22 protein-coding genes and 1 pseudogene are annotated in these 23287 nt (G+C 64.3%); 14 read left to right on the top strand and 9 right to left on the bottom strand.

Going from position 1 to position 23287, the window contains the following annotated elements; genetic code table 11:
- The first annotated feature begins 41 nt into the window (after positions 1-41).
- The 6 genes from C0Z18_RS06225 (at position 42) to C0Z18_RS06200 (ending at position 6093) form a co-directional block, all read left to right on the top strand.
- Positions 42-1019 (top strand): 4-hydroxyproline epimerase, encoded by a 978-nt coding sequence (locus C0Z18_RS06225; protein ID WP_102644587.1) that lies wholly within the window; start codon positions 42-44, stop codon positions 1017-1019.
- Positions 1016-2146: an NAD(P)/FAD-dependent oxidoreductase gene (locus tag C0Z18_RS06220; protein ID WP_102644508.1), complete on the top strand. Its 1131-nt coding sequence runs from the start codon at positions 1016-1018 to the stop codon at positions 2144-2146. Before C0Z18_RS06225 ends, C0Z18_RS06220 begins: the two co-directional genes overlap by 4 nt.
- The gene (locus C0Z18_RS06215; protein ID WP_102644507.1) at positions 2136-2423 is read left to right on the top strand and encodes a (2Fe-2S)-binding protein; all 288 of its coding nucleotides are present in this window, start codon (positions 2136-2138) and stop codon (positions 2421-2423) included. Before C0Z18_RS06220 ends, C0Z18_RS06215 begins: the two co-directional genes overlap by 11 nt.
- Positions 2420-3694 (top strand): NAD(P)/FAD-dependent oxidoreductase, encoded by a 1275-nt coding sequence (locus C0Z18_RS06210; RefSeq protein ID WP_102644506.1) that lies wholly within the window; start codon positions 2420-2422, stop codon positions 3692-3694. The genes C0Z18_RS06215 and C0Z18_RS06210 overlap by 4 nt, the downstream gene beginning before the upstream one ends.
- 82 nt (positions 3695-3776) lie before the next feature.
- Complete coding sequence (locus tag C0Z18_RS06205) at positions 3777-4520, top strand: AraC family transcriptional regulator (RefSeq protein WP_233217173.1); 744 nt, start codon at positions 3777-3779, stop codon at positions 4518-4520.
- Between the two features lie 292 nt (positions 4521-4812).
- Positions 4813-6093: a hypothetical protein gene (locus tag C0Z18_RS06200; protein WP_102644504.1), complete on the top strand. Its 1281-nt coding sequence runs from the start codon at positions 4813-4815 to the stop codon at positions 6091-6093.
- 35 nt (positions 6094-6128) lie between these two features.
- On the opposite strand, the gene C0Z18_RS06195 is transcribed toward C0Z18_RS06200, so the two are convergent.
- A complete protein-coding gene (locus tag C0Z18_RS06195) occupies positions 6129-7415 on the bottom strand; it encodes an NAD(P)/FAD-dependent oxidoreductase (protein WP_102644503.1) in 1287 nt (428 codons plus the stop codon).
- Between the two features lie 66 nt (positions 7416-7481).
- Entirely contained in the window at positions 7482-8381 is a 900-nt protein-coding gene (bla, locus tag C0Z18_RS06190) for a class A beta-lactamase (protein WP_102644586.1), read from the bottom strand.
- 106 nt (positions 8382-8487) lie between these two features.
- Between bla and gcvA the strand changes: the two genes are divergently transcribed.
- Positions 8488-9357: a LysR family transcriptional regulator gene (gene gcvA, locus C0Z18_RS06185; RefSeq protein WP_102644502.1), complete on the top strand. Its 870-nt coding sequence runs from the start codon at positions 8488-8490 to the stop codon at positions 9355-9357.
- Here gcvA and C0Z18_RS06180 read toward each other — a convergent pair.
- Complete coding sequence (locus C0Z18_RS06180; protein ID WP_102644501.1) at positions 9284-10255, bottom strand: LysR substrate-binding domain-containing protein; 972 nt, start codon at positions 10253-10255, stop codon at positions 9284-9286. The two genes, gcvA and C0Z18_RS06180, sit on opposite strands and share 74 nt — an antisense overlap.
- A gap of 202 nt (positions 10256-10457) precedes the next feature.
- Between C0Z18_RS06180 and C0Z18_RS06175 the strand changes: the two genes are divergently transcribed.
- From C0Z18_RS06175 to amaB, 3 genes are all read left to right on the top strand, one after another.
- Positions 10458-11477: a DUF1338 domain-containing protein gene (locus C0Z18_RS06175; RefSeq protein ID WP_199189401.1), complete on the top strand. Its 1020-nt coding sequence runs from the start codon at positions 10458-10460 to the stop codon at positions 11475-11477.
- Between the two features lie 53 nt (positions 11478-11530).
- Positions 11531-12772: an aminotransferase-like domain-containing protein gene (locus tag C0Z18_RS06170; RefSeq protein ID WP_102644500.1), complete on the top strand. Its 1242-nt coding sequence runs from the start codon at positions 11531-11533 to the stop codon at positions 12770-12772.
- Positions 12773-12846: 74 nt separating this feature from the next.
- Positions 12847-14358, top strand: a complete 1512-nt coding sequence (amaB, locus tag C0Z18_RS06165) for an L-piperidine-6-carboxylate dehydrogenase (protein ID WP_102644499.1) — start codon at positions 12847-12849, stop codon at positions 14356-14358.
- A gap of 89 nt (positions 14359-14447) precedes the next feature.
- On the opposite strand, the gene C0Z18_RS06160 is transcribed toward amaB, so the two are convergent.
- Positions 14448-15302: a helix-turn-helix domain-containing protein gene (locus C0Z18_RS06160; protein ID WP_102644498.1), complete on the bottom strand. Its 855-nt coding sequence runs from the start codon at positions 15300-15302 to the stop codon at positions 14448-14450.
- Positions 15303-15558: 256 nt separating this feature from the next.
- Between C0Z18_RS06160 and lhpI the strand changes: the two genes are divergently transcribed.
- Together lhpI and C0Z18_RS33420 are read left to right on the top strand one after the other, a co-directional pair.
- Positions 15559-16485 (top strand): bifunctional Delta(1)-pyrroline-2-carboxylate/Delta(1)-piperideine-2-carboxylate reductase, encoded by a 927-nt coding sequence (gene lhpI / locus C0Z18_RS06155; RefSeq protein WP_102644497.1) that lies wholly within the window; start codon positions 15559-15561, stop codon positions 16483-16485.
- A 27-nt stretch (positions 16486-16512) separates the two neighbouring features.
- Positions 16513-17181 carry a DNA-3-methyladenine glycosylase gene (locus tag C0Z18_RS33420; protein WP_102644496.1) on the top strand — a complete coding sequence of 223 codons (669 nt, stop codon included), beginning with the start codon at positions 16513-16515 and terminating at the stop codon, positions 17179-17181.
- Between the two features lie 12 nt (positions 17182-17193).
- Here C0Z18_RS33420 and C0Z18_RS06145 read toward each other — a convergent pair.
- Positions 17194-17682: pseudogene (locus tag C0Z18_RS06145) on the bottom strand (acyl-homoserine-lactone synthase); the annotation flags it as partial.
- 210 nt (positions 17683-17892) lie between these two features.
- Between C0Z18_RS06145 and C0Z18_RS06140 the strand changes: the two are divergent.
- Entirely contained in the window at positions 17893-18222 is a 330-nt protein-coding gene (locus C0Z18_RS06140) for a helix-turn-helix domain-containing protein (RefSeq protein WP_233217171.1), read from the top strand.
- Here the strand turns inward: C0Z18_RS06140 and C0Z18_RS06135 are convergent.
- Positions 18185-18889, bottom strand: a complete 705-nt coding sequence (locus C0Z18_RS06135) for a helix-turn-helix transcriptional regulator (protein ID WP_102644495.1) — start codon at positions 18887-18889, stop codon at positions 18185-18187. The genes C0Z18_RS06140 and C0Z18_RS06135 overlap by 38 nt on opposite strands.
- Before the next feature lie 512 nt (positions 18890-19401).
- Positions 19402-19878, bottom strand: a complete 477-nt coding sequence (locus tag C0Z18_RS06130) for a CBS domain-containing protein (protein ID WP_102644494.1) — start codon at positions 19876-19878, stop codon at positions 19402-19404.
- Between the two features lie 220 nt (positions 19879-20098).
- Between C0Z18_RS06130 and ribA the strand changes: the two genes are divergently transcribed.
- Positions 20099-20746, top strand: coding sequence for a GTP cyclohydrolase II (gene ribA / locus C0Z18_RS06125; protein WP_102644493.1), 648 nt, complete (start codon positions 20099-20101; stop codon positions 20744-20746).
- Between the two features lie 96 nt (positions 20747-20842).
- On the opposite strand, the gene C0Z18_RS06120 is transcribed toward ribA, so the two are convergent.
- Positions 20843-22150, bottom strand: coding sequence for an ImmA/IrrE family metallo-endopeptidase (locus C0Z18_RS06120; RefSeq protein WP_102644492.1), 1308 nt, complete (start codon positions 22148-22150; stop codon positions 20843-20845).
- Complete coding sequence (locus tag C0Z18_RS06115) at positions 22129-22569, bottom strand: hypothetical protein (protein WP_102644491.1); 441 nt, start codon at positions 22567-22569, stop codon at positions 22129-22131. The genes C0Z18_RS06120 and C0Z18_RS06115 overlap by 22 nt, the downstream gene beginning before the upstream one ends.
- Positions 22570-23287 lie beyond the last annotated feature (718 nt).

Here is a 23287-nt window from a genome sequence, read left to right as displayed (position 1 = left end):
CGCGCACCGCCGCCAAGACGCGGCGCGCGTGCGTTCCTACCATTAGCCGCATGAAAACCATCCACATCATCGATTCCCATACAGGCGGTGAGCCCACGCGTCTCGTGATCGCGGGCGGCCCGGACCTGGGGAGCGGCCCGCTCGCGGAGCGGCTCGACATCTTGCGCACGCGCCACGACGATTGGCGCGCGAGCGTCGTCACCGAACCGCGCGGTTCAGACGTCATGGTCGGGGCTTTGCTGTGCGAGCCGTTCGACCGGCGATGCGCGGCCGGCGTGATCTTCTTCAACAACGTGGGCTATCTCGGCATGTGCGGGCACGGCACGATCGGGCTCGTCGCCTCGCTGGCGTATATGGGACGGCTTTCGCCCGGTCATCATCTGATCGAGACGCCGGTCGGCGTCGTGCAGGCGACGCTCGACGAAGAGGGCGCGGTGTCGGTGCGCAACGTGCCGGCATACCGCTATCGGCGCGACGTCGCGGTTCAGGTGCCCGGCATCGGGCAAATCGTGGGCGATATCGCATGGGGCGGCAATTGGTTCTTTCTCGTCGCCGACCATGGCCGCGTGCTCCAGCCGTCGCGCATCGGCGAATTGACCGCGTTCACGCATGAGATTCGCGAGGCCCTGATCGCCCAGAACGTGACCGGTGCGAACCGCGCGCTGATCGATCACATCGAGCTATTCGCGCCGGGCGAGGAGCCCGGCATCGACAGCCGCAATTTCGTGTTGTGCCCGGGCGATGCCTACGATCGCTCGCCATGCGGCACCGGCACGAGCGCCAAGCTGGCCTGCCTTGCCGCCGACGGCAAGTTGGCGCCCGGCGCCGTATGGCGTCAGCAAAGCATCGTCGGCAGCGTGTTCGAAGGACGGTACGCGCCGGCCGATGAGGTCGCGGGCGAGCCGCCGGCGATCGTGCCGACGATCACGGGCCGCGCTCACGTGATGGCCGAGGGCAAGTTGCTGTTTGCGTCCGACGATCCGTTCGCGGCCGGCATTCCGAGCACGCGCCCGCTATGACGCGCGACGCCGTCGTGATCGGCGCCGGGATCGTCGGCGCGGCGTGCGCGGCGGAGTTGGCCGCGCAGGGCATGCGCGTCGACGTGCTCGACGCGGCGGGTATCGGCGGCGGCGCGACGGCGGCCGGCATGGGGCATATCGTCGTCATGAACGATTCGCCCGCGGAACTGGCGCTGAGCGCTTATTCGCGCGAACTGTGGCTAGCGCTCGCCCCCTCGCTGCGTGCGGCCGACGCGTTCGCCCGTTGCGGCACGCTTTGGGTCGCGGCCGACGACGAGGAGTTCGACGCCGCCCGCACGCTACAAAGCGCGTTTGCCGGCGGCGGCGTGCGGGCGCAACTGCTGGACGCAGCGGCGTTGCGCGAGTGCGAGCCCTCGTTGGCGACGCCGATGGCAGGGGGCTTGCTCGTGCAGGACGATGCGATCGTCTATGCGCCGCGCGCTGCACAATGGCTGCTCGAGCATTCGTTAGGACACCAAAACATAACGGTTCGTCGAGAATGCGAGGCGACGGCGCTGACGAAGGGCAACGTCCGGCTTGCCGACGGCGAACTCGTGAGCGCCGATCTGATCGTGGTCGCCAACGGGCTGGCTGCCCAGCGTCTCTTGCCCGGCTTGCCGATCGTGCCGAAGAAAGGACATTTGCTGATCGCCGATCGTTATCCCGGCTATCTTCACCATCAAGTGCTCGAACTCGGATACATCAAGAGCGCGCACCAGACGCAAGGCGCGTCGGTCGCATTCAACGCGCAGCCGAGGCCGACGGGGCAGGTTCTGCTCGGCTCGTCGCGTCAGTTCGACACGCTCGATCCGGTCGTCGAGTGGTCGGTGCTGGCGCGCATGGTTCAGCGCGCCGCGCGCTACTTGCCCGCGTTGCCGTCGATGAATGCGATTCGCGCATGGACCGGTTTTCGTGCCGCGAGCCCCGATGGTCTGCCCGTCATCGGACCGGCCGGCGACGAGTGGCCCGGTGTGTGGGTCGCCGCGGGGCATGAAGGCCTCGGCGTGACCACCTCGTTGGCAACGGCCAAGCTGCTGGCGGCGCAGGTGTTCGGCACCCGCGCGGCGATCGATGCGGCGCCGTATCGAGTCGATCGTTTCGCAGTGGAGTACGGTCATGGCGCGTGAACATACCGGACTTGAGCGAGGGCCTGTGCTCGTGGTCATGATCGATGGCACGCCGTTGGACGTACGCCCCGATACGACGGTCGCCGCAGCGCTCGTTTCGCGCTACGGCGTGCGAGGCACGCGTCGATCGGTGAGCGGGCAGCCGCGTGCGGCGCTATGCGGCATGGGCGTGTGTCAAGAGTGCAGGGTGAGCGTGGACGAGCGCGCGCACGTCCTCGCGTGTCAAACGATTTGCCGGGATGGGATGATCATCCGTACGGAAGTATCGACGTCATGAAAGCGAACTTCGATATCGTCGTCGCCGGCGCCGGTCCCGCGGGACTGGCCGCCGCGCACGCCGCCGCATCGGGCGGACTATCGGTTGCCGTGATCGACGACAATCCGCGCGCGGGCGGCCAAATTTGGCGGCAAGGACCGCACGCGAAAAAGCCCGCGGCCCTGAGCCGGATGCTAGGCGATTTGATTAGGAATCCTAATGTAACGTCCTATCAAGCCACTCGCATCTCGCTGCTCGCCGATGCGCGGGAAATGATCGTGGACTGCGCGGAGCATGGCGGGATGTCGATTTCGTTCGCTCGGCTCGTCATTGCCACGGGCGCGCGCGAGCGTTTGCTGCCTTTCGACGGATGGACTTTGCCGGGTGTCACGGGCGCGGGCGGTTTGCAAGCGTTGATCAAAGGCGGGATGCCGGTACGAGGCGAACGGGTGGTTCTGGCCGGCAGCGGCCCCTTGCTCATCGCCGCGCTGGCGACGGCGCGGGCGGCGGGGGCGCGGGTCTTGGCCGTCGTCGAACAAGCGCCGTGGCGTGCGGTCTTGCCGTTCGGCCTTTCGCTTGCGGCGACGCCGTCGAAGCTTGGGCAAGCGCTGCGGCTGACACGCGGTTTTACGGACACACGCTATTGGACGGGCAGCGTGCTGACGCGCGCGCTCGGCAACGAGCGCGTCGAGGGGGCGATCATTCGACGCGGCGGCCGCGACATCACACTTGCTTGCGATCGCATCGCCGGCGGCTATGGGCTCGTGCCGAACGTGGCGTTGGCCCAGATGGCCGGATGCGCGCTCGCAAGCGGCGCCGTCGCCGTGGACGAAGGGCAACGTACCTCGGTGCAAAACGTCTGGGCGGCGGGCGAGTGCACGGGAATCGGCGGGACGGAGCTTGCTCGGGTCGAAGGCCGCATCGCCGGACTTGCGGCGAGCGGCCAAGCGGTATCCGCATCCGACGTGCGCGAGCGCGAGCGTTGGCGCCGCTTCGCTCGACGCGCGGCGCATGCATTCGAGCTAGGCGCGAGCGCGCGCGCGTGGCCCAGCGCGGAAACGATCGTTTGCCGTTGCGAGGACGTGGCCTTCGGCGATGTGGCGGCTCATGCAAGCTGGCGCGAGGCGAAGTTGCAGACGCGCTGCGGGATGGGGCCCTGTCAGGGCCGGGTGTGCGGCGCGGCGCTCGAAACTTATTTCGGATGGGACGCCGCGCTGCCGCGTCCGCCGCTCGTGCCGATGCGGATCGGCGCGCTGTTGCAGGCGCGGGAGCACGACGACGCTCGCCTATAATCGAGGCGCTTCGCGCGGCGCGTCCCTGCCGCGCGGCTCTTAGCACCTCGCAACGATGCCGCCCACGATTCCTTTGCCGCAAATGCCTGCCGCCGAAACGCTAGCCGATATGCTGCCGTATTACTCGCAGCTCGAACCGGTGCTCGATGCGTTGCCCGACCTGGTCTTCTTCGTGAAGGATCGCGATGCGCGCTATGCGCTCGTCAATCGTACGCTGGCATCGCGCTGCGGTTGCAAGGACAAGCGCGGCATCGTCGGCAAGACCACCGAGGAAGTGTTTCCCTCGCGCTTCGGCGCGGCCTATATGGAGCAGGACAAATCGATCATCAACGGCGGCGCCCCGATGATCGATCAGCTCGAATTGCATTTGTATCCCGGACGCCAGCCCGGATGGTGTCTCACGTCGAAGGTGCCGCTATTCAACAGCGCGGGGCGGGTGCTGGGGATCGCCGGAGCATCGCGCGACTTGAAAGCCAACGAGCGGACGCACCCCGCGTATTCGAAGTTGGCCGAGGTCGTTCAGTTCATTCAAGAGAACTACGTTCAGCCGCTGAACTTGACCCATCTCGCGAGCATGGCAGGCATGTCCGTTGCTCAGCTTGAACGGTATTTTCATAAGGTCTTTCATTTGACACCGCGTCAGGTGCTGCTCAAGACGCGTTTGGACGCGGCAACGGCCTTGCTTGCATCGAATGACAAAGTGACCGACGTGGCCGCGCTTTGCGGCTACACCGATCACAGCGCCTTTACGCGGCAATTCAAGGCAACGGTGGGCGTGACGCCGAGCGAATATCGAATGATGTTGCACGGCACGGCGGCGCGCTGAAACGTTGCATCGGATGACCCGTGTGGGCGCCGGTCGGCGCCCGCCGCCAAAACGGCGACGGATGCGATTGGCAACTTACCCCGAACTTCTGGCCGATTTGGCTGGAGCGAAAAAGCCACTTAGGCTTGACGCATGGGAGTGGCTAGCCGATAGTGGGCCACTGGTTCGATTCGATCAACGATCATGGAAAAGCTTTTTTATCGAATCGAGCGGTTCGTCGCGCTCGCAATGACGGGCGCACATTCGAAGCGAGGCGTACCGTCTGCTTCGTCCGTACGCTAGGAGTACGGACATGCGCGATCAAACCGCTCGCGATCCGAAATTTCCGGTGGCATGTGCCAGATGCGGCGGCCGGATTTCGGAACCTATCGCTTTCTGCCCTCACTGCGGCGCCCATGCGCGCTTCGCGCTCGCCGGTACGGCCGCACCTGCCGATCCCACGCAACACGCCGGGAGCGGCCGGCGCGAGCCCCACGCGCAGCGTACGGCGGCGCATGCGAGATCGGCTGTGCCGCCCGACGATTTCGAGGGCGACTTGGACCCGCCGTGGCCGGGACGCCCCACGCCCTTGTTCGCGTCGCCTGACGGCGACCCGTACGGCAATGTGCGTGCCCCCGCGTTCCGAGGGGCTCGCCCATGGGGATTCAAAGGAGGCACCGCGCTCGTGGTGGCCGGATTTATCGTGCTCTATGGTGGAGCGGTGGCGATTCATCGATACGATGGCGTGGCGCCGCTGCCGCAGCCGAGCGCGTCCAAGTCGGTCGAAGGCGTGATTGCGCCGAACGGCGGCGCCGATGCGAGCCTGCCCCCGCCCGTGAGCAGCAAGGCGCCTCAGCAGAGCGCGGCGACCAATGCGACCAACGCGACCCATGCGAACGATACGGCGCTCGCCGCGCCGCCGATGGGGACCGGCAAGGGGGATGGCGCTTCGTCGTCGCCCAACGTGACGCAGAATGCGACGGCGCCCTCACCGGCGGCGCCGCCCGTTTCTCAGGCCGCGGCGATCGCTCCGGTACCCGCACCCGCTACGAGCGTCGTACAGGCGCCGCCGAGCGCGGTACAAGCACCCGTATCGACCGATGTGCGCCCGCCGAGCGACACGCGATCGGCGCAATCGCGCGTGCGAAGCAGCGGCACGACAGTCGCGAATGTGCCTGCACGGGAGTCGAGCCGCTCGCAGCCCCAGCGCGACACGGCCGGGACGGGTCGCGCGTCGGCGGCACACGCGCTGGACATTGCGCAAGCGCAGTTGTCGAAGAGCGATCTGCGCGGCGCGAGAGCATCGCTCGCGCGAGTGCTCAGCGCGGACCCGCGCAACGCGCAAGCGCTCGCCTTGCGCGAGGACCTGCTCGCGCGTGAGCAAGCGCGCGATGCATCGCTCAGCGAGGCACACGGCTGTGTCGTGCAGTCGCGATGGAATTGCGTCTGGCATAACGCGGGTAAGGCGCTGTCGATCGATGCGAGCAGCACCGAGGCGAAAGCGCTCGTCGATCGGGCGATCGTGGAGTCGGGCGCGGCGGTCGCACCGGCCGGCCCGGGGCCCGACAACGTTCAAGTGCCGATGGTGCAATGAACGACCGCTGCGTCGGCGGGCGCGCTGAGTCGCGCTCAATGTTTCCGGCGCTCGGCGATCGCATCGCCCGCAATCTTCGTGAGATAGGTCAGTTCGGCGGCCGCGAGTCCCAGTATGCCGTGCGTCGGTTCCAGGCCGAAGCGCGCAAACGCCGCGGGAATCGGCCGGCCTTCGGCGATGGCGGCGGCGAGCACTTCGCCGGCCGCCGTGGTGGGCGCCACGCCGTGTCCGCCGAACCCCACCGCATGCCAAATCCCGTCATTGCAGCGGCCGATCTGCGGCATCTTATGCCGTGCATAGCTCATCAGCCCGCCCCAAGCATGCTCGATCTCGATGCCCTCCAACTGGGGATAAACGCGTAGCAAATCGCGCATCAACAGTTTCGCGATCGTGCGCGGATCGCGTTCGAAAATCGAAATGCGTCCGCCCCAGAGGATGCGCGTGTCCGGCAACGCGCGATAGTAGTCGAACGCGAAGCGCGTGTCGTACACGGCCGATGCGCAGTCGATCGCGTCCGTCAGCCGGGCCCCGAGCGGCTGCGTGGTCACGACATACGTGGCGATCGGCAGTACGGCGCGCTCCACCTGCGGGTATAGGCCTAGTCCGTACCCGCCGACTGCCATCACGACGTGGCGGGCACGGATCGATCCGTTCGTTGTGCTAACTAAATAGCCATCGTGCTCGCGTTCCACCTTGACGGCCGCACTATGCTCGTAGATGCGCACCGCTGCATCGGTCAATGTTTTCGCGATGCCCAACGCGTATTTGAGCGGATGAAAATGAAAGCCGTGCCGCTCGAGGAGGCCGCCGTGATAGCGATCGGTCTTTAGACGATCGCGCAGCGCGCTTTTGGACACGGGCTCCCATTCGACGCCGAACGATCGTTGCATCAACTGGCGCTGCGCCTCCAAGCTCTGCGGACGGCCGAACCAATCGGCGAGGACGATGCCTGCGTTCACGACATCGCAATCGATCGCGTGCCGTGCGATGCGCGCACCGATCAATTCGACGGCATCGAGCGTGAGCCGGTACAGCGCGCGGGCGTCCTTTTCGCCGAGCAAGCGCAATAAGTCGGCGCATTCGAGGCTATAGCCGCCGAAGACGAAACCGCCGTTGCGGCCCGACGCGCCGAAGCCCACGCGTTGGGCCTCGAGGACGACGACGTCGCGCGTGCCGCGTTCGACTAAACCTAGTGCGGTGGCGAGCCCCGCGAACCCGCCGCCGACGATACAGACCTCGGCTTGCTCGCGCGCGCCGTGAAGCGCGGGCCGCTCCGGTCGCTCGACCGTCGCTTCATAAAAGCTCGTGGCTGCCGTTCGCATGCGAGAGGTCCTCCTCAAGGTATCGCGCGCTAGGCACGGCGCGCTTGTTTTCGTTACGCCGGTATGTCATGCCAAGTGCCGCACGATGGTGCGCGCGACGCCGGCGATCGCGGCCTCCCGGGCGCGAGTCGGCGCCTGCGTGCCGGTGAGATAGACGGTGACGAGGACCGGCGCGCTTGCCTGCGGCCACAGTATTCCGATGTCGTTCGTCGTCCCATGCTCTCCCGTTCCCGTCTTGTCGGCGACGCGCCAATCGCGCGGCACCCCTGCGCGCAAGCGCGCGTCGCCGACGCGGTTGCCCACCGCCCAAGCCAAGAGCTGCGCCCGCGATGCGCTCGACAACGCGTCGCCGAGCAACACGTCGCGCATACTGCCGAGCATCGCGAGCGGCGTGGTCGTGTCGCGTGCGTCGCCCGCGATCGCCGTGTTCAGCGTAGGCTCGGTCCGATCGAGGCGCGTGACAGTATCGCCTAACCTTCTCATATACGCCGTGAAGCCGGGCGGCCCCCCGATCGTGTCGAGCAATAGGTTCGCGGCCGCGCTGTCGGTCATCGTGACCGCCGCGTCGCAAAGTTCGGCGATCGTCATCCCTGGCGCACCGGTATGGGCTCGTGTGACGGGGGCATACGTTTCGAGCCGATCCTCGCCGAAGACGATCCGGCGCTCGAGACTCTCCTCGCGGCGATCCACGCGAGCGAGGACGCTCGCCGCGAGCATCAGCTTGAAGGTGCTGCACATCGGGAAGCGCTCATTGGCGCGGTGACCCGCGCGCAGCCCCGTCTCGATATCGTGTATCGCCACGCCGAGCCGAGCGCCGATGCCTTTCTCGATCGAGACGAGCTCTGCTTCGATGGCCCGCGCCCGCGGGTCGGGCATGGAAGAGGGCGCGGACTTGGCCGAGGTGCGAGCCGATAGCCCGGCTATGATGGCGCCCAACGCCGTGCCGACGAATCGTCTTCTTTGCATCTTGTTTTTCTCCGTTGAAAGAGGCATGAATATCGCGTTTTCGACCGTCCGCGACAATCGACGATAATTTTTCGGACGCAAAACTATTTCTTATGGGTCTCCCGGTATGGCAAGACATCTGCCGCTCAATGCTTTGCGTGCCTTCGAATCGTCGGCGCGCCATTTGAGTTTCACGCGCGCGGCCCGCGAACTGAACGTGACGCAGGCGGCCGTCAGTCAGCAGGTTCGCGCGCTCGAGGAACGGCTCGGCGCGCAGCTTTTCAAGCGGCTTCCGCGCGGGCTCGGGATGACGGACGAGGGACAGGCGTTGTTGCCGGTGCTCTCCGATGCGTTCGGCCGCATCGACGCGGTGCTCAAGCAGTTCGAGGGCGGCCATTTTCACGAAGTGTTGACCGTCGGAGTCGTCGGCACCTTTGCGGTGGGTTGGCTCATGCCGCGCCTGAGTCTGTTCCGAAGCGCGTATCCGTTCGTCGAGCTTCGACTGCTCACGCATAACAATCTGGTCGATTTCGCGGCCGAAGGCTTCGATTTCGCGATTCGCTTCGGCGACGGCAACTGGCCGGGGACGCAGGCGGTGGCCTTGCTCGACGCGCCTTTGAGCGCGCTATGCGCGCCCGAACTGGCAAAGCGACTGAGGACGCCGCGCGATTTGGCCGCCGAGACGCTGCTGCGCTCGTATCGGGCCGACGAATGGGCGCTTTGGCTGACGGCGGCGGGTTTGCCGGAGAGTGCGGTGCGCGGGCCCGTGTTCGATTCGTCGCGCCTGATGGTCGAGGCCGCGATGCTCGGAGCGGGGGTGGCGCTCGCTCCCGCGCGTATGTTCGAACGGGAGCTTCAAGCCGGGCGGCTCGTCCGTCCGTTCGACGTCGAGGTCGACACGGGCAGCTATTGGCTCACGTGGCTCAAATCGAAGCGGATGGCGCCGGCGATGCAGGTATTTCGCGATTGGATCGTCGAGCAGGCCGCGCAAGCGTAGCGGCCTCGTCCGGCACGAGCGACATGAGCCATTGCGAGAGCGCGAGGAACGGCTCGTCGCTCGCCACCGCATCGGGCGCGACGAGGTAATAGCCCGCATCGCTCGGCAGCGGCATGTCGAGCGCCACGGCGAGCCGCCCCGAGGCCAGTTCGTCGGCGATCAAGATTTCGGGCATCAAGGCGACGCCCATGCCCGCCAGCGCCGCGCTCGAAAGCATCGTGAAGAGTTCATAACGCGGTCCGCGCACGGCGCGCGCATCCTCGGCGAAACCGTGCGCGCGGAACCATTCGCGCCACGCGTCGGGGCGCGTCGATAGATGCAAAAGCGGCATGTCGGCCAACCGCTCCCGGGTAAGCGGCGCGCAATCGGCCGTCAGCACGGGGCTGCAAACGGGCACCGCATTGCCCTCGCGAAACAGCAGCGTGCCTTGCGTGCCGGGCCACACCGACCGGCCGAAATAGATCGCGGCATCGAACGGCGAATCGCTGAATAGGAACGGCTCCGTGCGGATCGAGAGGTTGATCGTGATGTCGGGCCGCAGCGCGCGAAATTGCGGCAGGCGCGGAATCAGCCATTGACTGGCGAAGGTCGGCACGACGGCGAGCTCGAGTACGCGGCCGATGCCGCGCTGCGCCATCAACTCGAGCGTATCTCGCTCGATGCGCTCCAAACTCTTGCGGATCTGGTCCGCGTAGTGGCGCCCGTGCGGCGTCAGCACGACCCGCTTCTTGATGCGCAGGAACAAGGCCACTCCAAGCCGGTTCTCGAGCGAGGCGACTTGGCGGCACACGGCGCTTTGCGTCAGCGCCAGTTCATCGGCGGCCCGCGTGAAGCTTTCGTGCCGTGCGGCCGCCTCGAATACCTGCAGCGCGGCGAGATTCGGGATTCCTTTTCTCATCGATGGCGTGGCGCTCGATTCCGCGCCTCCGAATTTGACTTGGTGCGTTTTAGGAATGAAGTCGTGAGTTTAAATCAATTGTCGAGGGGGCGGGCGACGGCGACAATGCCACTCCATCGGCAAGGCGTCGTCGTGCGGTGTTCGCACGCTTCAGCGCTAGCTGCCAAGCCTGCGCAACATACGTCAAACGGGGAACGATGCGATGAACAGCAATCTGGAAGCGATGCTCGAGGCCGGCTGCGGGGCCGGGGCCGCACAGCAGTTGGTGAGATTGATGAATGTGCCGGCTGCCATGGATCGCTTCGAGCCGGGCGTCGTCACCCGTGCCGAATTGGCCCAGGCCTTGAATATGGCGCTGTTCGCCGGGCTGCTCGAGCGTGTGCCCACGGGCCGCGCCTATACGGAAGACGTCGTGCGCGAAGGTGCTCGCGTGCAGTTCGATCATGGCGCGCTGCGCACGGTGCGCTGGCCGCATTGCGGCGCGTTGCCTCCGGGGGAGGCGGCGTTCACGCGCATCTTGAGGCCGCTCGGCTATCGCTTGAACGGCACCTATCCGCTCGATCGCATCAAGATGACCGGACGTTCGTACGCCCATTTGGACGCGCCCGAGCACATCGCTCAGTTTTTCGTCAGCGAATTGCATCCCGAGCGTTTTTCCGCCGAATTTCAACAAGCCGTGACGGACGTGGTGGGCTCGTCGGTCGACCCGCTGACGCCGCAGGCGGTGGCGTGGCTCGCCGAACTCGAACGCGATGCGGCGCTGCCGCTGGCCGACGCGTGCGCGCTGCTGCCGGTACTCGTGCGCTGCTTCGATCGTCAGCATATGACGCCGCGCTTGTCCGACTATCAGACGCTGCGCGCCGAGTCGGCCGAGATGGCGTGGATCGCAACGGAGGGCAACGCGTTCAATCACGCGACCGATCGCGTCGCCGACGTGTTTGCCGTCGCGGATGCGCAGCGCGCGTTGGGACGTCCGATCAAAGAGCGCGTGGAAGTATCGAAATCGGGGCGTGTCAAACAGACGGCGTTTCAGGCCGATCCGGTCGTCCGGGTTTTTCGGGGTGACGACGGCACCGAGGCACGCCGCGAAGTGCCCGGTTCGTTTTATGAATTCATCACGCGCGACACCTACGTGGACGAGGAAACCGGGCGCGTCGCGCTCGACCTGGGTTTCGATGCGGGCAATGCGACCGGCATCTTCAAGATGACCGCGGCGGCGTGAAAAGCTCTGATCGGGTCGCTTTCCGCACTTTGGATGGAGCCTTGAGAAAACCGATGACGTCAGCCAACACGCTGCAAGCGCGGACACCGGACGAGGCGTATGAATTCGCGGCGCCGTTTCGCGCGCCGCAGGGCTCGCCGATCCGCGAACTGTTCAAGTACGTCGGCCGCCCCGGCATGATTTCGTTCGCGGGCGGTTACCCCTCGAAGGATCTGTTCGATCGCGACGGCCTCGGGCGGGCGATCGACGCGGCCTATCGTAGCGATCCGATCGCGTGCCTCCAATATGGCGATACGGCCGGCGCGCCGGCGTTGCGCCGATCGCTTGCCCGGCTCATGGGTGCGCGCGGCGTCGAGTGCGATAGCGACGACATCGTCGTGACGACCGGTTCTCAGCAAGGCTTCGATTTGCTGGTGCGCACGCTGATCGCGCCCGGCGATACCGCGCTCGTCGAGGAGCCCGCGTATCCGGCAGCCATCCAGGCGCTGCGGCTCGCCGGCGCCAATATCGTGACGGTGCGCACCGATAGCGACGGGATCGACGTCGATGCGCTGGCCGCGACGCTCGATGCATGGAGCGAGCCGGGCCGGCCGAAGCTGCTTTATACGGTACCGACATTCGCCAATCCGACCGGCGCGACGTTGCCGCGCGCGCGGCGCGAGGCGCTCGTACGGCTCGCGGTGCGGCACCGTATCGTGCTGGTGGAAGACGATCCGTACGGGGAACTGCGCTTTGCCGGCACGCCGGTGCCGCCGATCCTCGCACTGGCCGATGCATGCCCCGGCGGGCGCGATTGGGTCGTCTATTTCGGCAGTTTGTCGAAGATCGTCGCGCCGGGTTTGCGAATCGGTTGGGCGCTCGCGCCCGCGCCCATCGCGCGCAGAATGATCGTCGCCAAGCAAACGAGCGATTTGTGCACCTCGCCGCTGTCACAGGAAGCGGCGCGGCATTATCTCGATAGCGGCAGCTTGGAGTCGCATCTGCGCACGATCGCCGGGGCGTACCGGTCGCGCTGCGGCGCGCTCCTCAAGGCGTTGACGCATTTCGCGCCCGCGGACATCGAGTTTTGCGCGCCCCAAGGCGGCATGTTCGTCTGGGCGCGGCTGACGGGCGGACGCGATGCCGGCGACGTGCTCAAGCGAGCGATCGAGCGCAACGTGATGTTCGTGCCCGGCACGGCGTTTTTCGTGCGCGATGCGGATGCGAGCAGCTTGCGGCTTTCGTTCGCCGCGCCGAGCGAGGCGGAAGCATTCGAAGGTGCGCGCCGGCTCGCGTCGGCGCTCTCGGGGAATTAACGCGCGCTTGCACATGCGGCGCGAACGCGTTTCAATCGAATTTTGACGAAGTAACTCGACACTAAGAGGACGTGATGGTAGTCAACGATATTTTCGCAGCGCTCAATGTCGACCTATCGGCTTGGAAGGGCGATGCCCTCACGGCCCGCTCGCCGCGCGACGGCGCGACGCTGGCGACGCTCGCCGTCGACTCGGCCGCCGGCGCCGAGCGCAAGATCGATGCTGCCCATGCCGCCTTTCTGAAGTGGCGTACCGTGCCCGCGCCGCTGCGCGGCGAACTCGTACGCGTGTTCGGCAACGTGCTGCGCGAAAACAAGGACGCGTTGGGCCGGCTCGTGACGCTCGAGGCGGGCAAGATCCGCTCGGAGGGGCTCGGCGAGGTCCAGGAAATGATCGACATCTGCGATTTCGCGGTCGGTCTCTCGCGCCAGTTGTACGGTTTGACGATCGCCTCCGAGCGCCCCGGCCATCGGATGATGGAGACGTGGCATCCGCTCGGCGTGTGCGGCGTCATTTCCGCCTTCAATTTCCCCGTGGCCGTATGGGCGTGGAACGCGGCGCTTGCCTTCGTATGCGGCGATCCGGTCGTATGGAAACCTTCCGAAAAGACGCCGCTCACGGCCATCGCTTGCCAGGCGCTGTTCGAGCAAGCGCTGCGACGCTTCGACGAAGCCCATCCGGGCGTCGCCCCCGCGGGGCTGTCGCAATTGATCATCGGCGGCCGCGACGTGGGTGAAGCATTGACGCGCTCGCACAAGGTCCCGCTCGTGAGCGCGACGGGCAGCGTGCGCATGGGCATCGAAGTGGCGCAAACGCTGAGCAAGCGGCTCGCGCGCAGCATTCTCGAACTGGGCGGCAACAACGGCATGATCGTCGCGCCGAGCGCCGATCTGGACCTCGTCGTGCGCGCCGTCACGTTCGCCTCCGTCGGTACCGCGGGTCAGCGCTGTACGACGCTGCGCCGCTTGATCGTGCACCGTAGCGTCGTCGATCAGTTGCTGCCGCGTCTGGAAAAAGCGTTTGCATCGGTCAAGGTCGGCGATCCGCTCGAAGGCGATACGCTCGTCGGCCCGCTGATCGACCGCGGCTCGTTCGACGCGATGCAAACGGCGCTGGCCGAGGCCCGCAAGGACGGCGGCCAAGTGACGGGCGGCGAGCGCGTCGACGTGGGTCACGACGGCGCCTATTACGTGCGTCCCGCGATCGTGCGCATGCCGGCGCAAACGGCCGTCGTCGAGCGCGAGACGTTTGCGCCGATCCTTTACGTGCTCGTGTACGACGAATTCGAACAAGCGCTCGCCGTGCATAACGCGGTGCCGCAGGGTCTGTCGTCCGCCATCTTCACGAACGATATGCGCGAAGCCGAGCAGTTCATGTCGGCGGCCGGCAGCGATTGCGGGATCGTCAACGTGAATATCGGCACGAGCGGCGCCGAAATCGGCGGGGCGTTCGGCGGCGAAAAGGAAACGGGTGGTGGCCGGGAATCCGGCTCCGACTCCTGGAAGAACTACATGCGCCGCGCGACGAACACGATCAACTACAGCCGCGAGCTGCCGCTCGCGCAGGGCGTGAAGTTCGACGTTTGAGCGCGCGCTTCGCGGCCCCGGCGCGGCCGGGGCTCATCGGCGATGGCGGCGATGGAGGGCGGCAAGCCGAAGGGCGGCCGCCCGCATGCTCATGCGCGGCCCAATCGCTTCGACAGATCCGCGACGAGAATCGCCAGACGCGCGGGTTTTTCGTAGCAGGCCACGTCGAAGCGGCGAATGACCTCGCTGATCTCGGATTCGCTCGCCTTGCCGGTCAGCAAATCGCCGGTCAGCAGGAAGATCGGCGCGTCAGGCTGGGCCGAGCGGCGTACCGATTCGATCGCCATGGCCGCCGTGCAGCCGTCGAACAGCCAATCGGTCACGATCGCGTCAAACGTTTGCGTTTGCAGCGCATCGGTGAACGCCGTGAGCCGATCGTAGGCCCGCGCCTCGAAGCCGTTTTGAAGAAGGTAATCGCACAGCGCCTCGGCCGCCGCTCGATCGGCATCGACGACGGCGATCGTCGCTCTTTGCGCTTCGCCTCGGCGCGGATGAATTTCGATCTTCTGCACTTCGTGAGCGTGCTCGCCGGGCGAACCGTCGCAGCGCACGATGCGCCAGCGCTCGCCTTCGCCGTACGCGACGAATTCGGCACGCTCGTCACGGCCGAGCGGCGCGCCTATCCAAGCAATGCAAGGACCTTCGAAACCGCCCAAGTTCAGCGTGGCCTCGCGCGGTTGCGCACCGGCGGCGCCCAGGCCGTTTTCCTGCGCGGCAAAGAGCTGCGTGGGCGGCTCGCCGAAAGCCTGGGCGACTTTGCGAATCTGCGCGAGGGTCCACGGGCTGCTGCCGCGCAGTTTGCGGTGTCCCTGCGAAAAGCTCAGATCTAAGATGCGGCAAAGCTCGGTGGTTTGCTGTCGTTTGCCGATGCCATGGCGAACCATCAGCGCGCGCACGCGATCGGCAACGGCGAGAGAGTCCGCTAATGTGGCTTCTGTGGTCATGCTGCTTCAGGGCGCGGCGGCGTCGGTAGCGGTCACGGAACGAGAATCGCCGGGCCACGAGGCTGGGCCGCAGCGTTAAAAGTATGGAGGCGGGGCGTATTTTAACGGGCAACGCGTCGCGCCGCGCTCGTCAAATATGTATCGACAGGTTACGTTCGTTACTGGTGGTCAATGGCGGGTGTGCCCGGCGCCCGGCCTTATCCTTTTCCCGAGCGGCTTGCGCCACTCATGAAGCGTCCGTATTGGAGAAAACCCTATGACGATACCGTTTTTCGACGCCGAGGCAACGGCCGCACTCACGCCGTTCCCCGCCCTCGTCGATGCGTTGGCTCAGGCGTGCCGGGACGCGGCGCGCGGCGAGATCGCGAGTCCGGCGCGGCTCGTCGTGCCGCTCAACGAAGGGGGCATCATGCTGTCGATGCCGGCGGCGGCGCGCGATTTGGCGATCCACAAGCTCGTGACCGTTTGTCCCGCCAATCGCGGCCGGGCATTGCCGACGATTCACGGTCACGTGAGCGTGTGCGATGCCGATACGGGGGAGGCTTTGCTGACGCTCGACGGTCCCACGGTCACCGGCCGGCGCACCGCCGCCGTGACGTTATTGGCGCTGCGGACGTTTTTGCCCGCCGCACCGCGTGAAGTCCTGCTGATCGGTACGGGCACGCAAGCCGCGTATCACGCCGATGCGCTCGCCGCCGTCTATCCCGGGGCGCGCGTGAGCGTGCGCGGGAGTTCGCTCGAACGCGCACAGGCATTTTGCGCGCGGCACGGGCGCGCCGAGATCGAGATGCGGCCGCAAGAAGGCACCGCGATCGCTCAGGAGGTCGATGTCGTCATCGCGCTCACGACGAGCCGCTCGCCTGTATACGACGAGCCCGCACGCCCCGGCCGGCTCGTGATCGGCGTCGGCGCATTCACGCCCGAGATGGCGGAGATCGGCCCGCGTACGCTCGAAGGCAGCGCGCTTTACGTCGACGATCCGGCCGGCGCGCCTCACGAAGCCGGCGATTTCATTCAGGCCGGCGTCGACTGGACGCGCGTGGCCGCGCTGGCCGACGTATTGGCCCGGGGGGAAAACGCTGCGCGCGGCGCGATGCCCGTCGTCTTCAAGAGTGTGGGGTGCGCCGCTTGGGACTTGGCGGCGTGCCGCGTCGCGCGCGCCCGCCGAGCGGGCGGGGCGTAATTCGGGATCCGGCCTTCGGTGCCGCCTATGGACGCCGCGCGAGTAGTCGATGACCGTATCGTGCCTTTGACGCGCGAGGCGCTTCCTATCGACACGGTCGAACTCGCGCGCTTCATGATCGGGAAATACCTCGTTCACGATTCGCCGCAAGGCCGCGTGAGCGGCCGTCTCGTCGAAACCGAGGCCTACCCGATCGGCGATTCGACGAACCATGCGTTCCGCGGGCTGCGCTCATACAACGGGGCATTGTTCAAAGCGCCCGGCCATGCGTACGTGAAGCTCGTCTACGGCGCGTCGTACATGATCAATATGTCGGCTGAAGTCGAGGGGCAGGGAGCGGCGGTGCTCCTTCGCGCCGTCGAGCCGCTCGATGGCGTGCCGCTCATGCGGGCTCGACGGCCCGGCGCCAAACACGCGGACCTGGCGCGCGGGCCGGGACGGCTATGCGCGGCGTTCGGCATCGGCCCGCCCTGCGACGGCCTGGACCTGTGCGGTGGACACGCGCTCTGGATAGGACGCTCAAACGAGCAAGATTCGCCCCCGGTTCGCATCGCGGTCACCAAGCGCATCGGTCTCTCGCGCGAGATGCACGAACCGCTCAGATTCTACGAGCCCGGCAGCGCCTTCGTCAGCGGGCCCAAGCGATTGCTGGAACCCATCGTAGGCCGGCGCGGCGGACGGCTCGCCGCCAAATAGCGCCTCGTGCGTCTGCTCGCCGAGATCGATCGATAGCGCGATCGCGTCGGCGTTTCCGATCCGCATCGGCGGCCCGTAGCGTCGCGTCGCGATCCGCGCGCGGATCAGCAGTCGCTCAACGGCCGTGGTCGTGACCGTGACGTAGTTCGTGATCCGGTGCCGATCGGCGAAGGCCACGACGGCTCGCATGGCGTCGAGCGCCAATTCGCCGAAACCGAATCGTGATCGCTCCCTTGAAACGATGGCAAAACGACTTAGTTCCCAGACCCGCGGAGAAACGGGGGCGTTGTGCGCGTAAAGCAGTTGCGGGAAAGTGTTGCGTAACATGTAAGGCCCTTCGGTGGGTAACAAACGCCAACACCCGCATACCTCGTTGTAACTATCGCGCATTAGCATGTAATAGGTTGATTGCGCGTCATATTCGTCTATTTCCATCCCGGATAACACCGCGACTTCCCATCCCATCCGTTCTCCGAAAATCTTGGCGCGCAACCGATACATTTGCGCCAGCGCGCCGAGATCCAAGCGGCATTGTTTATCGATCGTGATCTTCGTGCTCATCTCGCTCTCCCGGATTGTCATGCGCCTAAGGGGCATCGACCATATGCACTTTGCGTGCTAGGTGTAACTGTCAAGCAAGATAGGTACAAAACATCGGTAACAGTTGGGATGATGCGGGTATCGAGTACGTCCCTTGAACAGGTGAAAACCATGTCCCTCGCCGATATTCGTCAACCGCAAACCGAAGACGCAGCCCGGCCGGTTAGGACCGAAATCAACAGTGCCTTCGTTCAGGCTTATCGCAAACAAGTCAAGGAGAGCCAAAAGACTTTTTGGGCGCGTTTCGGCGTAACGCAGTCTCGCGGCAGCCGTTTTGAGCTCGGCGCTAATATCCCGAAACCCGTGATGATCCTCCTGCGGCTCTATTTCGAGGCACGGATTTCGGACGAAGATATTCGCAGCGTGTCGCAAAAGCGAACACCGGCACTTCGGCCGGCGTTGGTCAATCAAGATCTATCAACCCCATTCGGGTCGCCTTGACGGCGGCCGCGCTCCGGGAACTGACGCCGAACTTGCTGCGAATGTTGGTCATGTGAAAGTTCACGGTTGCTTCCGAGCAACCGAAAATCTTGGCGATTTCCCAGGTGGACTTTCCTTGCGCCGTCCACTTCAAACATTCGTATTCGCGCGGTGTCAGCTTAGGTACGAGCCGCTCCGTATAGCCGTCCAGGAATCGTTGGCTCGTATCGAACGCGACGTCGCGCAGCAGCGTCAACATCGGCAGATTGCGCTCCACGTGGGCGTTCAGCGCGTTGGGTGCCTGCTCGTCTCGCACGAAGCAGAGCATGCCCACCTCCTGCTTCGGGCCATGGATCGGCAACGCTATGCCGCTACAGAGCCCGTACTGACAGGCCTCCTCGTACATTTCCCGCTGGTTGATGTCGGCGAAATTGGACGACGTCCAGATCAACGGCGACGTCTGGGTAAGACAGTGAGCGACCGTCGGGTCGATATGGAAAAGGGCGCGTTCGTTATAGGTCTGCCGCCAGCCGGCATCGTAGGTGCTGCGTAGATAAGCGTCGCTAAAGCGCATGCCGGGTCTCGGGACTACCGCGAAAAGCGTGTGCTCGAAACCGTATTTTCTACCTAACAACGCAAGCGCCTCGAACCACGTTTTTTCGTCGGTCGCGCGCCAAAGCGGCGACATTGGTTCAATAAATTGTCGTGGCATATGTCCTCGCATATCGAAAATATTACTTGCCTGAAACAGGTAAATTGCCCAACTTACCGACATCAGTTTCAGGCGGCTCTCTGTTTTGTGCGAAACCGATCAGACGAAGGGAATACTATCCTGCTGGTACCCGGCCTGTGAGGTATTGTCTGATTAAAACTGGGGGTTTTGAATAGAAGCTCGATCGAGCGGCGCACGGGATCGATTTCAGCCATGCGCTTAAATTGGGTTGCGTCGAAATCGTTTGGCGCCTATTTTATGCGGTTGACCTTCTTAAAACCGATCCCACTGTAGATTTTGGCGTTAATTCGATCCGACTCTTTCGGGCGGGTGTGGTTTGATATTTGCGGATCGTGCAAAAGTGATTAACCGATGCGCGGGGTTTTCGCGGGACCTACGAAAAAAAGCAGGTTTCGCGAAAAACCGAGGGCTCGGTCGCGGGTGTGGGTGGGGTTGTGCGAGTGCGGGTGCACTCGCGATATGCGGGACTAAATATGGACGCCTGAGATGTAATGCTCGAGCTGCTGAATCGTGAACTGCTGCTCGGAGATAATCGCTTTGACCAAATCGCCGATCGACACCATGCCGACGAGCTTGCCGTTGTCGATGACAGGCAAGTGGCGCATGCGGTGCTCGGTCATGAGCGCCATGCAGTCCTCGGTGGTGTCCGTCATGCGCACGTGCAGCACTTGCTGCGTCATGATCTCGCCCACCGCCGTCGATTTGGACGAGCGGTCCAACAAGACGATCTTGCGGGCGTAATCGCGCTCCGTGATGATCCCCGCGATTTTGCCCTCGGTGCCCTCGGTGACGATGAGCGCACCGATCTGATGTTGGGCCATCATTTTGACGGCTTCGAAAACCGACGATTTTGCATCGATCGTGATGACCGGCGCTTCAGCGATTCTCTTTGCGGCCTGCGGATCGTCCAGCTTCGACTTGAGAATCTGCGCTACGTTGGGCATGGGCGTCTCTCCGTCTTCTGTTGTCGTTGGGGGCGGGGATCGGCTCGCGTCGCATCGGCTTGCCGGCGCGGGTCCGTTTTCCCAGTATAGGCGGTGAAGCGGGCCGCCGTGGCGCCCGCGGCGGGCCTTGAACGACGATTAGGGTTAAACTCGCGGTGCGCGGACCGGCTATGGGTGCGCGCGAACCGATATAAGCCCAAAGTCATTACCAACTCTCGTTATGCCCACGTCAGCCCAGCCGCCTCGTGCCGGCGACGAGCGCGCCACGCAATGCGTCTCGCTCGCCGCCAAGGCCACTTTGCCCACCCGGTACGGAACGTTCACCTCGTACGCGTATCGTGTCGCTTCAGGCGAAGCCGAACATTTGGCGTTGGTGATGGGGGAGGTCGGCGGACAGGAGTCGGTGCTCACGCGCTTGCACTCCGAATGCCTGACGGGCGACGTGCTGGGCTCGTATCGATGCGATTGCGGGGAGCAGTTGGACCTGGCGCTGCGCTACATTGCCGCGGAAGGGCGCGGCGTGCTTCTGTACCTGCGCGGCCATGAGGGCCGGGGTATCGGCTTGTCGAACAAGATCCGCGCGTATCAGTTGCAGGAGCAAGGGCTCGACACCGTGGAGGCAAACCTCGAGCTGGGGTTACCCGACGACGCGCGGGAGTACGATTCGGCTGCCGCGATTTTGCGCGACCTGAACGTGACGTCGGTGCGTTTGATGAGCAACAATCCGGACAAGTTCGAAACGCTCTCGCGTCACGGTATTCCGGTGTGCGAGCGCGTCGCGCTGGCGATTCCGGTTCGCGACGAGAACGAACGGTACATTCGTACGAAGCAGGTCAAGTTCGGGCATTACTTCGACGAGAACGAGTAGGCGAGGCTACGGGCGGAGCGTGTTCGCTCGGGCTGATTCGGGCTTGTACGGCGCGGGCAAGGGCAAGCAGGCGATCCTTCCCGTCTGCGATCCAACTCAAGCCTGTACCCAATCAGCTTCGTCGAGTTTGCCGCGGTCGAGCCGTCTTTGGTTGACCAAGAGCGTTAGGATGGTTCGATCGGACACTTGGAAATGGTCAGCGACTTCCTGCTGGTTCTCTGCGGAGTAATCTCCATCCAGCATATGGTCGACCGCCTGAAAAGGGCTGAGAAGCTCGGCAGCGAATGCACGCTGTACCTTTTGCCGGTAAGTATCCGAGTGTGTGGCGGGGCGCACGGCGTCGTTCGTCGTGTGAGTCAAAGCGTCGCCCAACAGGCGGGCCAGGGCGAAACGACGAGCCGTCTCCCGCCCGGCGCGCCGCAGTATCACCCGATGACATTTATCGGACTCGGACAAGTCGAAGGACAAGTCGGGTGATTGGTCCAGCGGATCGAAAATATGCCGCGTGGCTCCATACATGCGAGCAAGTTGGTCATTGGTGATCGCGACACCGGGATCGATATTTTCTTGGGCACGCAGCAACTGAGCCGCACGGGTGCCGGCCCGCCAGGGTGCGTCCATATCGTGTGGAATATGCCCGTGCAACGTGATTCGGTCACTGGGGTTAGTCACGACACCGCGTGCATGGCCCAGTTCAAGCAAATGGGGGATATCGGGTACAGCTTTTCCGGGAATTCGATTGGCAGCGATTTCCTCAAGCGCTGCTTGACCCGTGGCCTCGGCGTTGGCGATAAAGCCTTGTAGCTGCGCATCGTCCATTTCACCCGGATCTTCGCCCAGCAAGGCTTCGAACTTGCGTTGCTTGGTCAGTGCCGGGTCCTGCCGTTCCTCTGCTAAACCCCGCCAGATATCGTGCAGATTGGTGTGGGTCACGTGGACGCTTTGCAGTCGCTGCAAAACTGCTTCGACGAACAGATCGACCTCGCCTTCAAAGTCAGTGGCGGAAATGACGCTCACACTGTCACTGAGATAGCGGTAGGGCGTGCGTATCCGTTCGGAGGTGGGTTTGGATATCAGTGAGACGTTTATCCCATCCGAAACAATGTGAATGTTGGGCCAGATGTATCCGCCACCGATACTCGCCATCGCATGCGACAGTTCCCAATCGGCCGACTGCCGGTGCGGTTCCCAGCGCAGGCGCCACCAATTCCAGGCGAGCCATTCGGCAAGATGGTATGCCGACAGATAGGGCGCGCGCCGGACGCTTTGCAAAAGGCTGTCGTATCCAAACGTCAGGCAGGCATCGTGGGAATGGATGCCGAGCGCGGCGAACCCCGCCCGTTCTTCCGGTGCGCCCGTGTCCAACTGTGCCCATTCAATACCTATTGACCAGCGTTCTGACATCGTTCTTCCCAGATCGATTTCACATACTTGTGCATGGCATCTTCGTCTTCCAGCGGATACCCATGGTATTCGCCCGTCCCATGGGTGTCTGTTTTCGCTTCAAACACCTCGCCGCGCTCAGAGACACTCCAGATAAATTTCGGGAACCCGTCTTCCTGGGGCTCGCTGTACAGGCCGTACCGGATACCACTGGCCACGAGCCGCCGAGCCTCATCCGAAAGGATGGTGCGCTCGAGATCGCACAGTGACTTGGTCGGTCGCGGGTTCGCTCGCGGCAGCCCGTAGTCAGCCGGATTGCGTTTATGGTGACCGCTGCCGACGTAGCGTACGGCTCCCGTCAGCGCATTTTTCCGTTCTTCGGTTAGGCGCTCGAGTGGGGCGATACGGCGTTTGGGATTATTTCCGGGGCGGCGGGCCATAAACGTAATCCGGCTCAGATGACTGGGTTGTTCAGATTTAAGTTTCCGTATTTTCGCACAATCACACCGCCCTTTTGCCGCATATAGGACGCCTCGGCCACTCGGCCTACCAAACCTCGACGCAAGCGTCGCATCCGGTGTCTATGGCTGAGGGAGGCAGCTTCGGCCCAGGGCGGCCGACGCGTGATCCAAGGCGATGAGGTTGCTCCCATCGAGGTGGGCAACCAACGAGTTCCGGCAGGTAATGCGCCACGGCTGACGTGCCGAAAATCTTCGCAGCGCTTTACGGCCTTTGCGACAACGGCGGTTTCCGTCCTTTAATCTGACGGGCGGTGTTATGCGCAGCATTCCCGTGGCAATATCCCGAGGACACGCCCTATGACTCTAATGCAGTGGATTTCGCACTGCCGTGGCGTGCTAATGCAGCCGCTTTTGGCGCGACATCGATCGCTCTCGGGTTTGCGTCGTCGGCTTTTGCACCTTGCGAGTGGCACGGAAAAGCATGGATCTGGATTGGAAACAGCGCACGCATCAGTACGTCCAGTCGCGACGTCAACACCCGGCCTGGCAACTGTTCTTCCGTTAGCTCAACCGTATATCCATCTCGTTTAGCAGCGCCGCACATAATGTGGTGCGGATTCATTGGTGGCGTGCGGACCATCGTGCTCCGGGAATCGAGCACTCATTGTTCCGCGTGAGTGCGCTCGAGGCCGGCGAT

It is taken from the genome of Trinickia dabaoshanensis, assembly GCF_002879885.1.
GTDB classification, from domain to species: Bacteria; Pseudomonadota; Gammaproteobacteria; order Burkholderiales; family Burkholderiaceae; genus Trinickia; species Trinickia dabaoshanensis.
This window is presented reverse-complemented; position numbering and strand designations above follow the sequence as displayed.

Coding starts and splice junctions, on each gene's coding strand:
- C0Z18_RS06220 (WP_102644508.1), top strand. CDS start 1,016: ATGACGCGCGACGCCGTCGTGATCGGCGCCGGGATCGTCGGCGCGGCG.
- C0Z18_RS06215 (WP_102644507.1), top strand. CDS start 2,136: ATGGCGCGTGAACATACCGGACTTGAGCGAGGGCCTGTGCTCGTGGTC.
- C0Z18_RS06210 (WP_102644506.1), top strand. CDS start 2,420: ATGAAAGCGAACTTCGATATCGTCGTCGCCGGCGCCGGTCCCGCGGGA.
- C0Z18_RS06205 (WP_233217173.1), top strand. CDS start 3,777: ATGCCTGCCGCCGAAACGCTAGCCGATATGCTGCCGTATTACTCGCAG.
- C0Z18_RS06200 (WP_102644504.1), top strand. CDS start 4,813: ATGCGCGATCAAACCGCTCGCGATCCGAAATTTCCGGTGGCATGTGCC.
- C0Z18_RS06195 (WP_102644503.1), bottom strand. CDS start 7,415: ATGCGAACGGCAGCCACGAGCTTTTATGAAGCGACGGTCGAGCGACCG.
- bla (WP_102644586.1), bottom strand. CDS start 8,381: ATGCAAAGAAGACGATTCGTCGGCACGGCGTTGGGCGCCATCATAGCC.
- gcvA (WP_102644502.1), top strand. CDS start 8,488: ATGGCAAGACATCTGCCGCTCAATGCTTTGCGTGCCTTCGAATCGTCG.
- C0Z18_RS06180 (WP_102644501.1), bottom strand. CDS start 10,255: ATGAGAAAAGGAATCCCGAATCTCGCCGCGCTGCAGGTATTCGAGGCG.
- C0Z18_RS06175 (WP_199189401.1), top strand. CDS start 10,458: ATGAACAGCAATCTGGAAGCGATGCTCGAGGCCGGCTGCGGGGCCGGG.
- C0Z18_RS06170 (WP_102644500.1), top strand. CDS start 11,531: ATGACGTCAGCCAACACGCTGCAAGCGCGGACACCGGACGAGGCGTAT.
- amaB (WP_102644499.1), top strand. CDS start 12,847: ATGGTAGTCAACGATATTTTCGCAGCGCTCAATGTCGACCTATCGGCT.
- C0Z18_RS06160 (WP_102644498.1), bottom strand. CDS start 15,302: ATGACCACAGAAGCCACATTAGCGGACTCTCTCGCCGTTGCCGATCGC.
- lhpI (WP_102644497.1), top strand. CDS start 15,559: ATGACGATACCGTTTTTCGACGCCGAGGCAACGGCCGCACTCACGCCG.
- C0Z18_RS33420 (WP_102644496.1), top strand. CDS start 16,513: ATGGACGCCGCGCGAGTAGTCGATGACCGTATCGTGCCTTTGACGCGC.
- C0Z18_RS06140 (WP_233217171.1), top strand. CDS start 17,893: ATGTCCCTCGCCGATATTCGTCAACCGCAAACCGAAGACGCAGCCCGG.
- C0Z18_RS06135 (WP_102644495.1), bottom strand. CDS start 18,889: ATGTCGCCGCTTTGGCGCGCGACCGACGAAAAAACGTGGTTCGAGGCG.
- C0Z18_RS06130 (WP_102644494.1), bottom strand. CDS start 19,878: ATGCCCAACGTAGCGCAGATTCTCAAGTCGAAGCTGGACGATCCGCAG.
- ribA (WP_102644493.1), top strand. CDS start 20,099: ATGCCCACGTCAGCCCAGCCGCCTCGTGCCGGCGACGAGCGCGCCACG.
- C0Z18_RS06120 (WP_102644492.1), bottom strand. CDS start 22,150: ATGTCAGAACGCTGGTCAATAGGTATTGAATGGGCACAGTTGGACACG.
- C0Z18_RS06115 (WP_102644491.1), bottom strand. CDS start 22,569: ATGGCCCGCCGCCCCGGAAATAATCCCAAACGCCGTATCGCCCCACTC.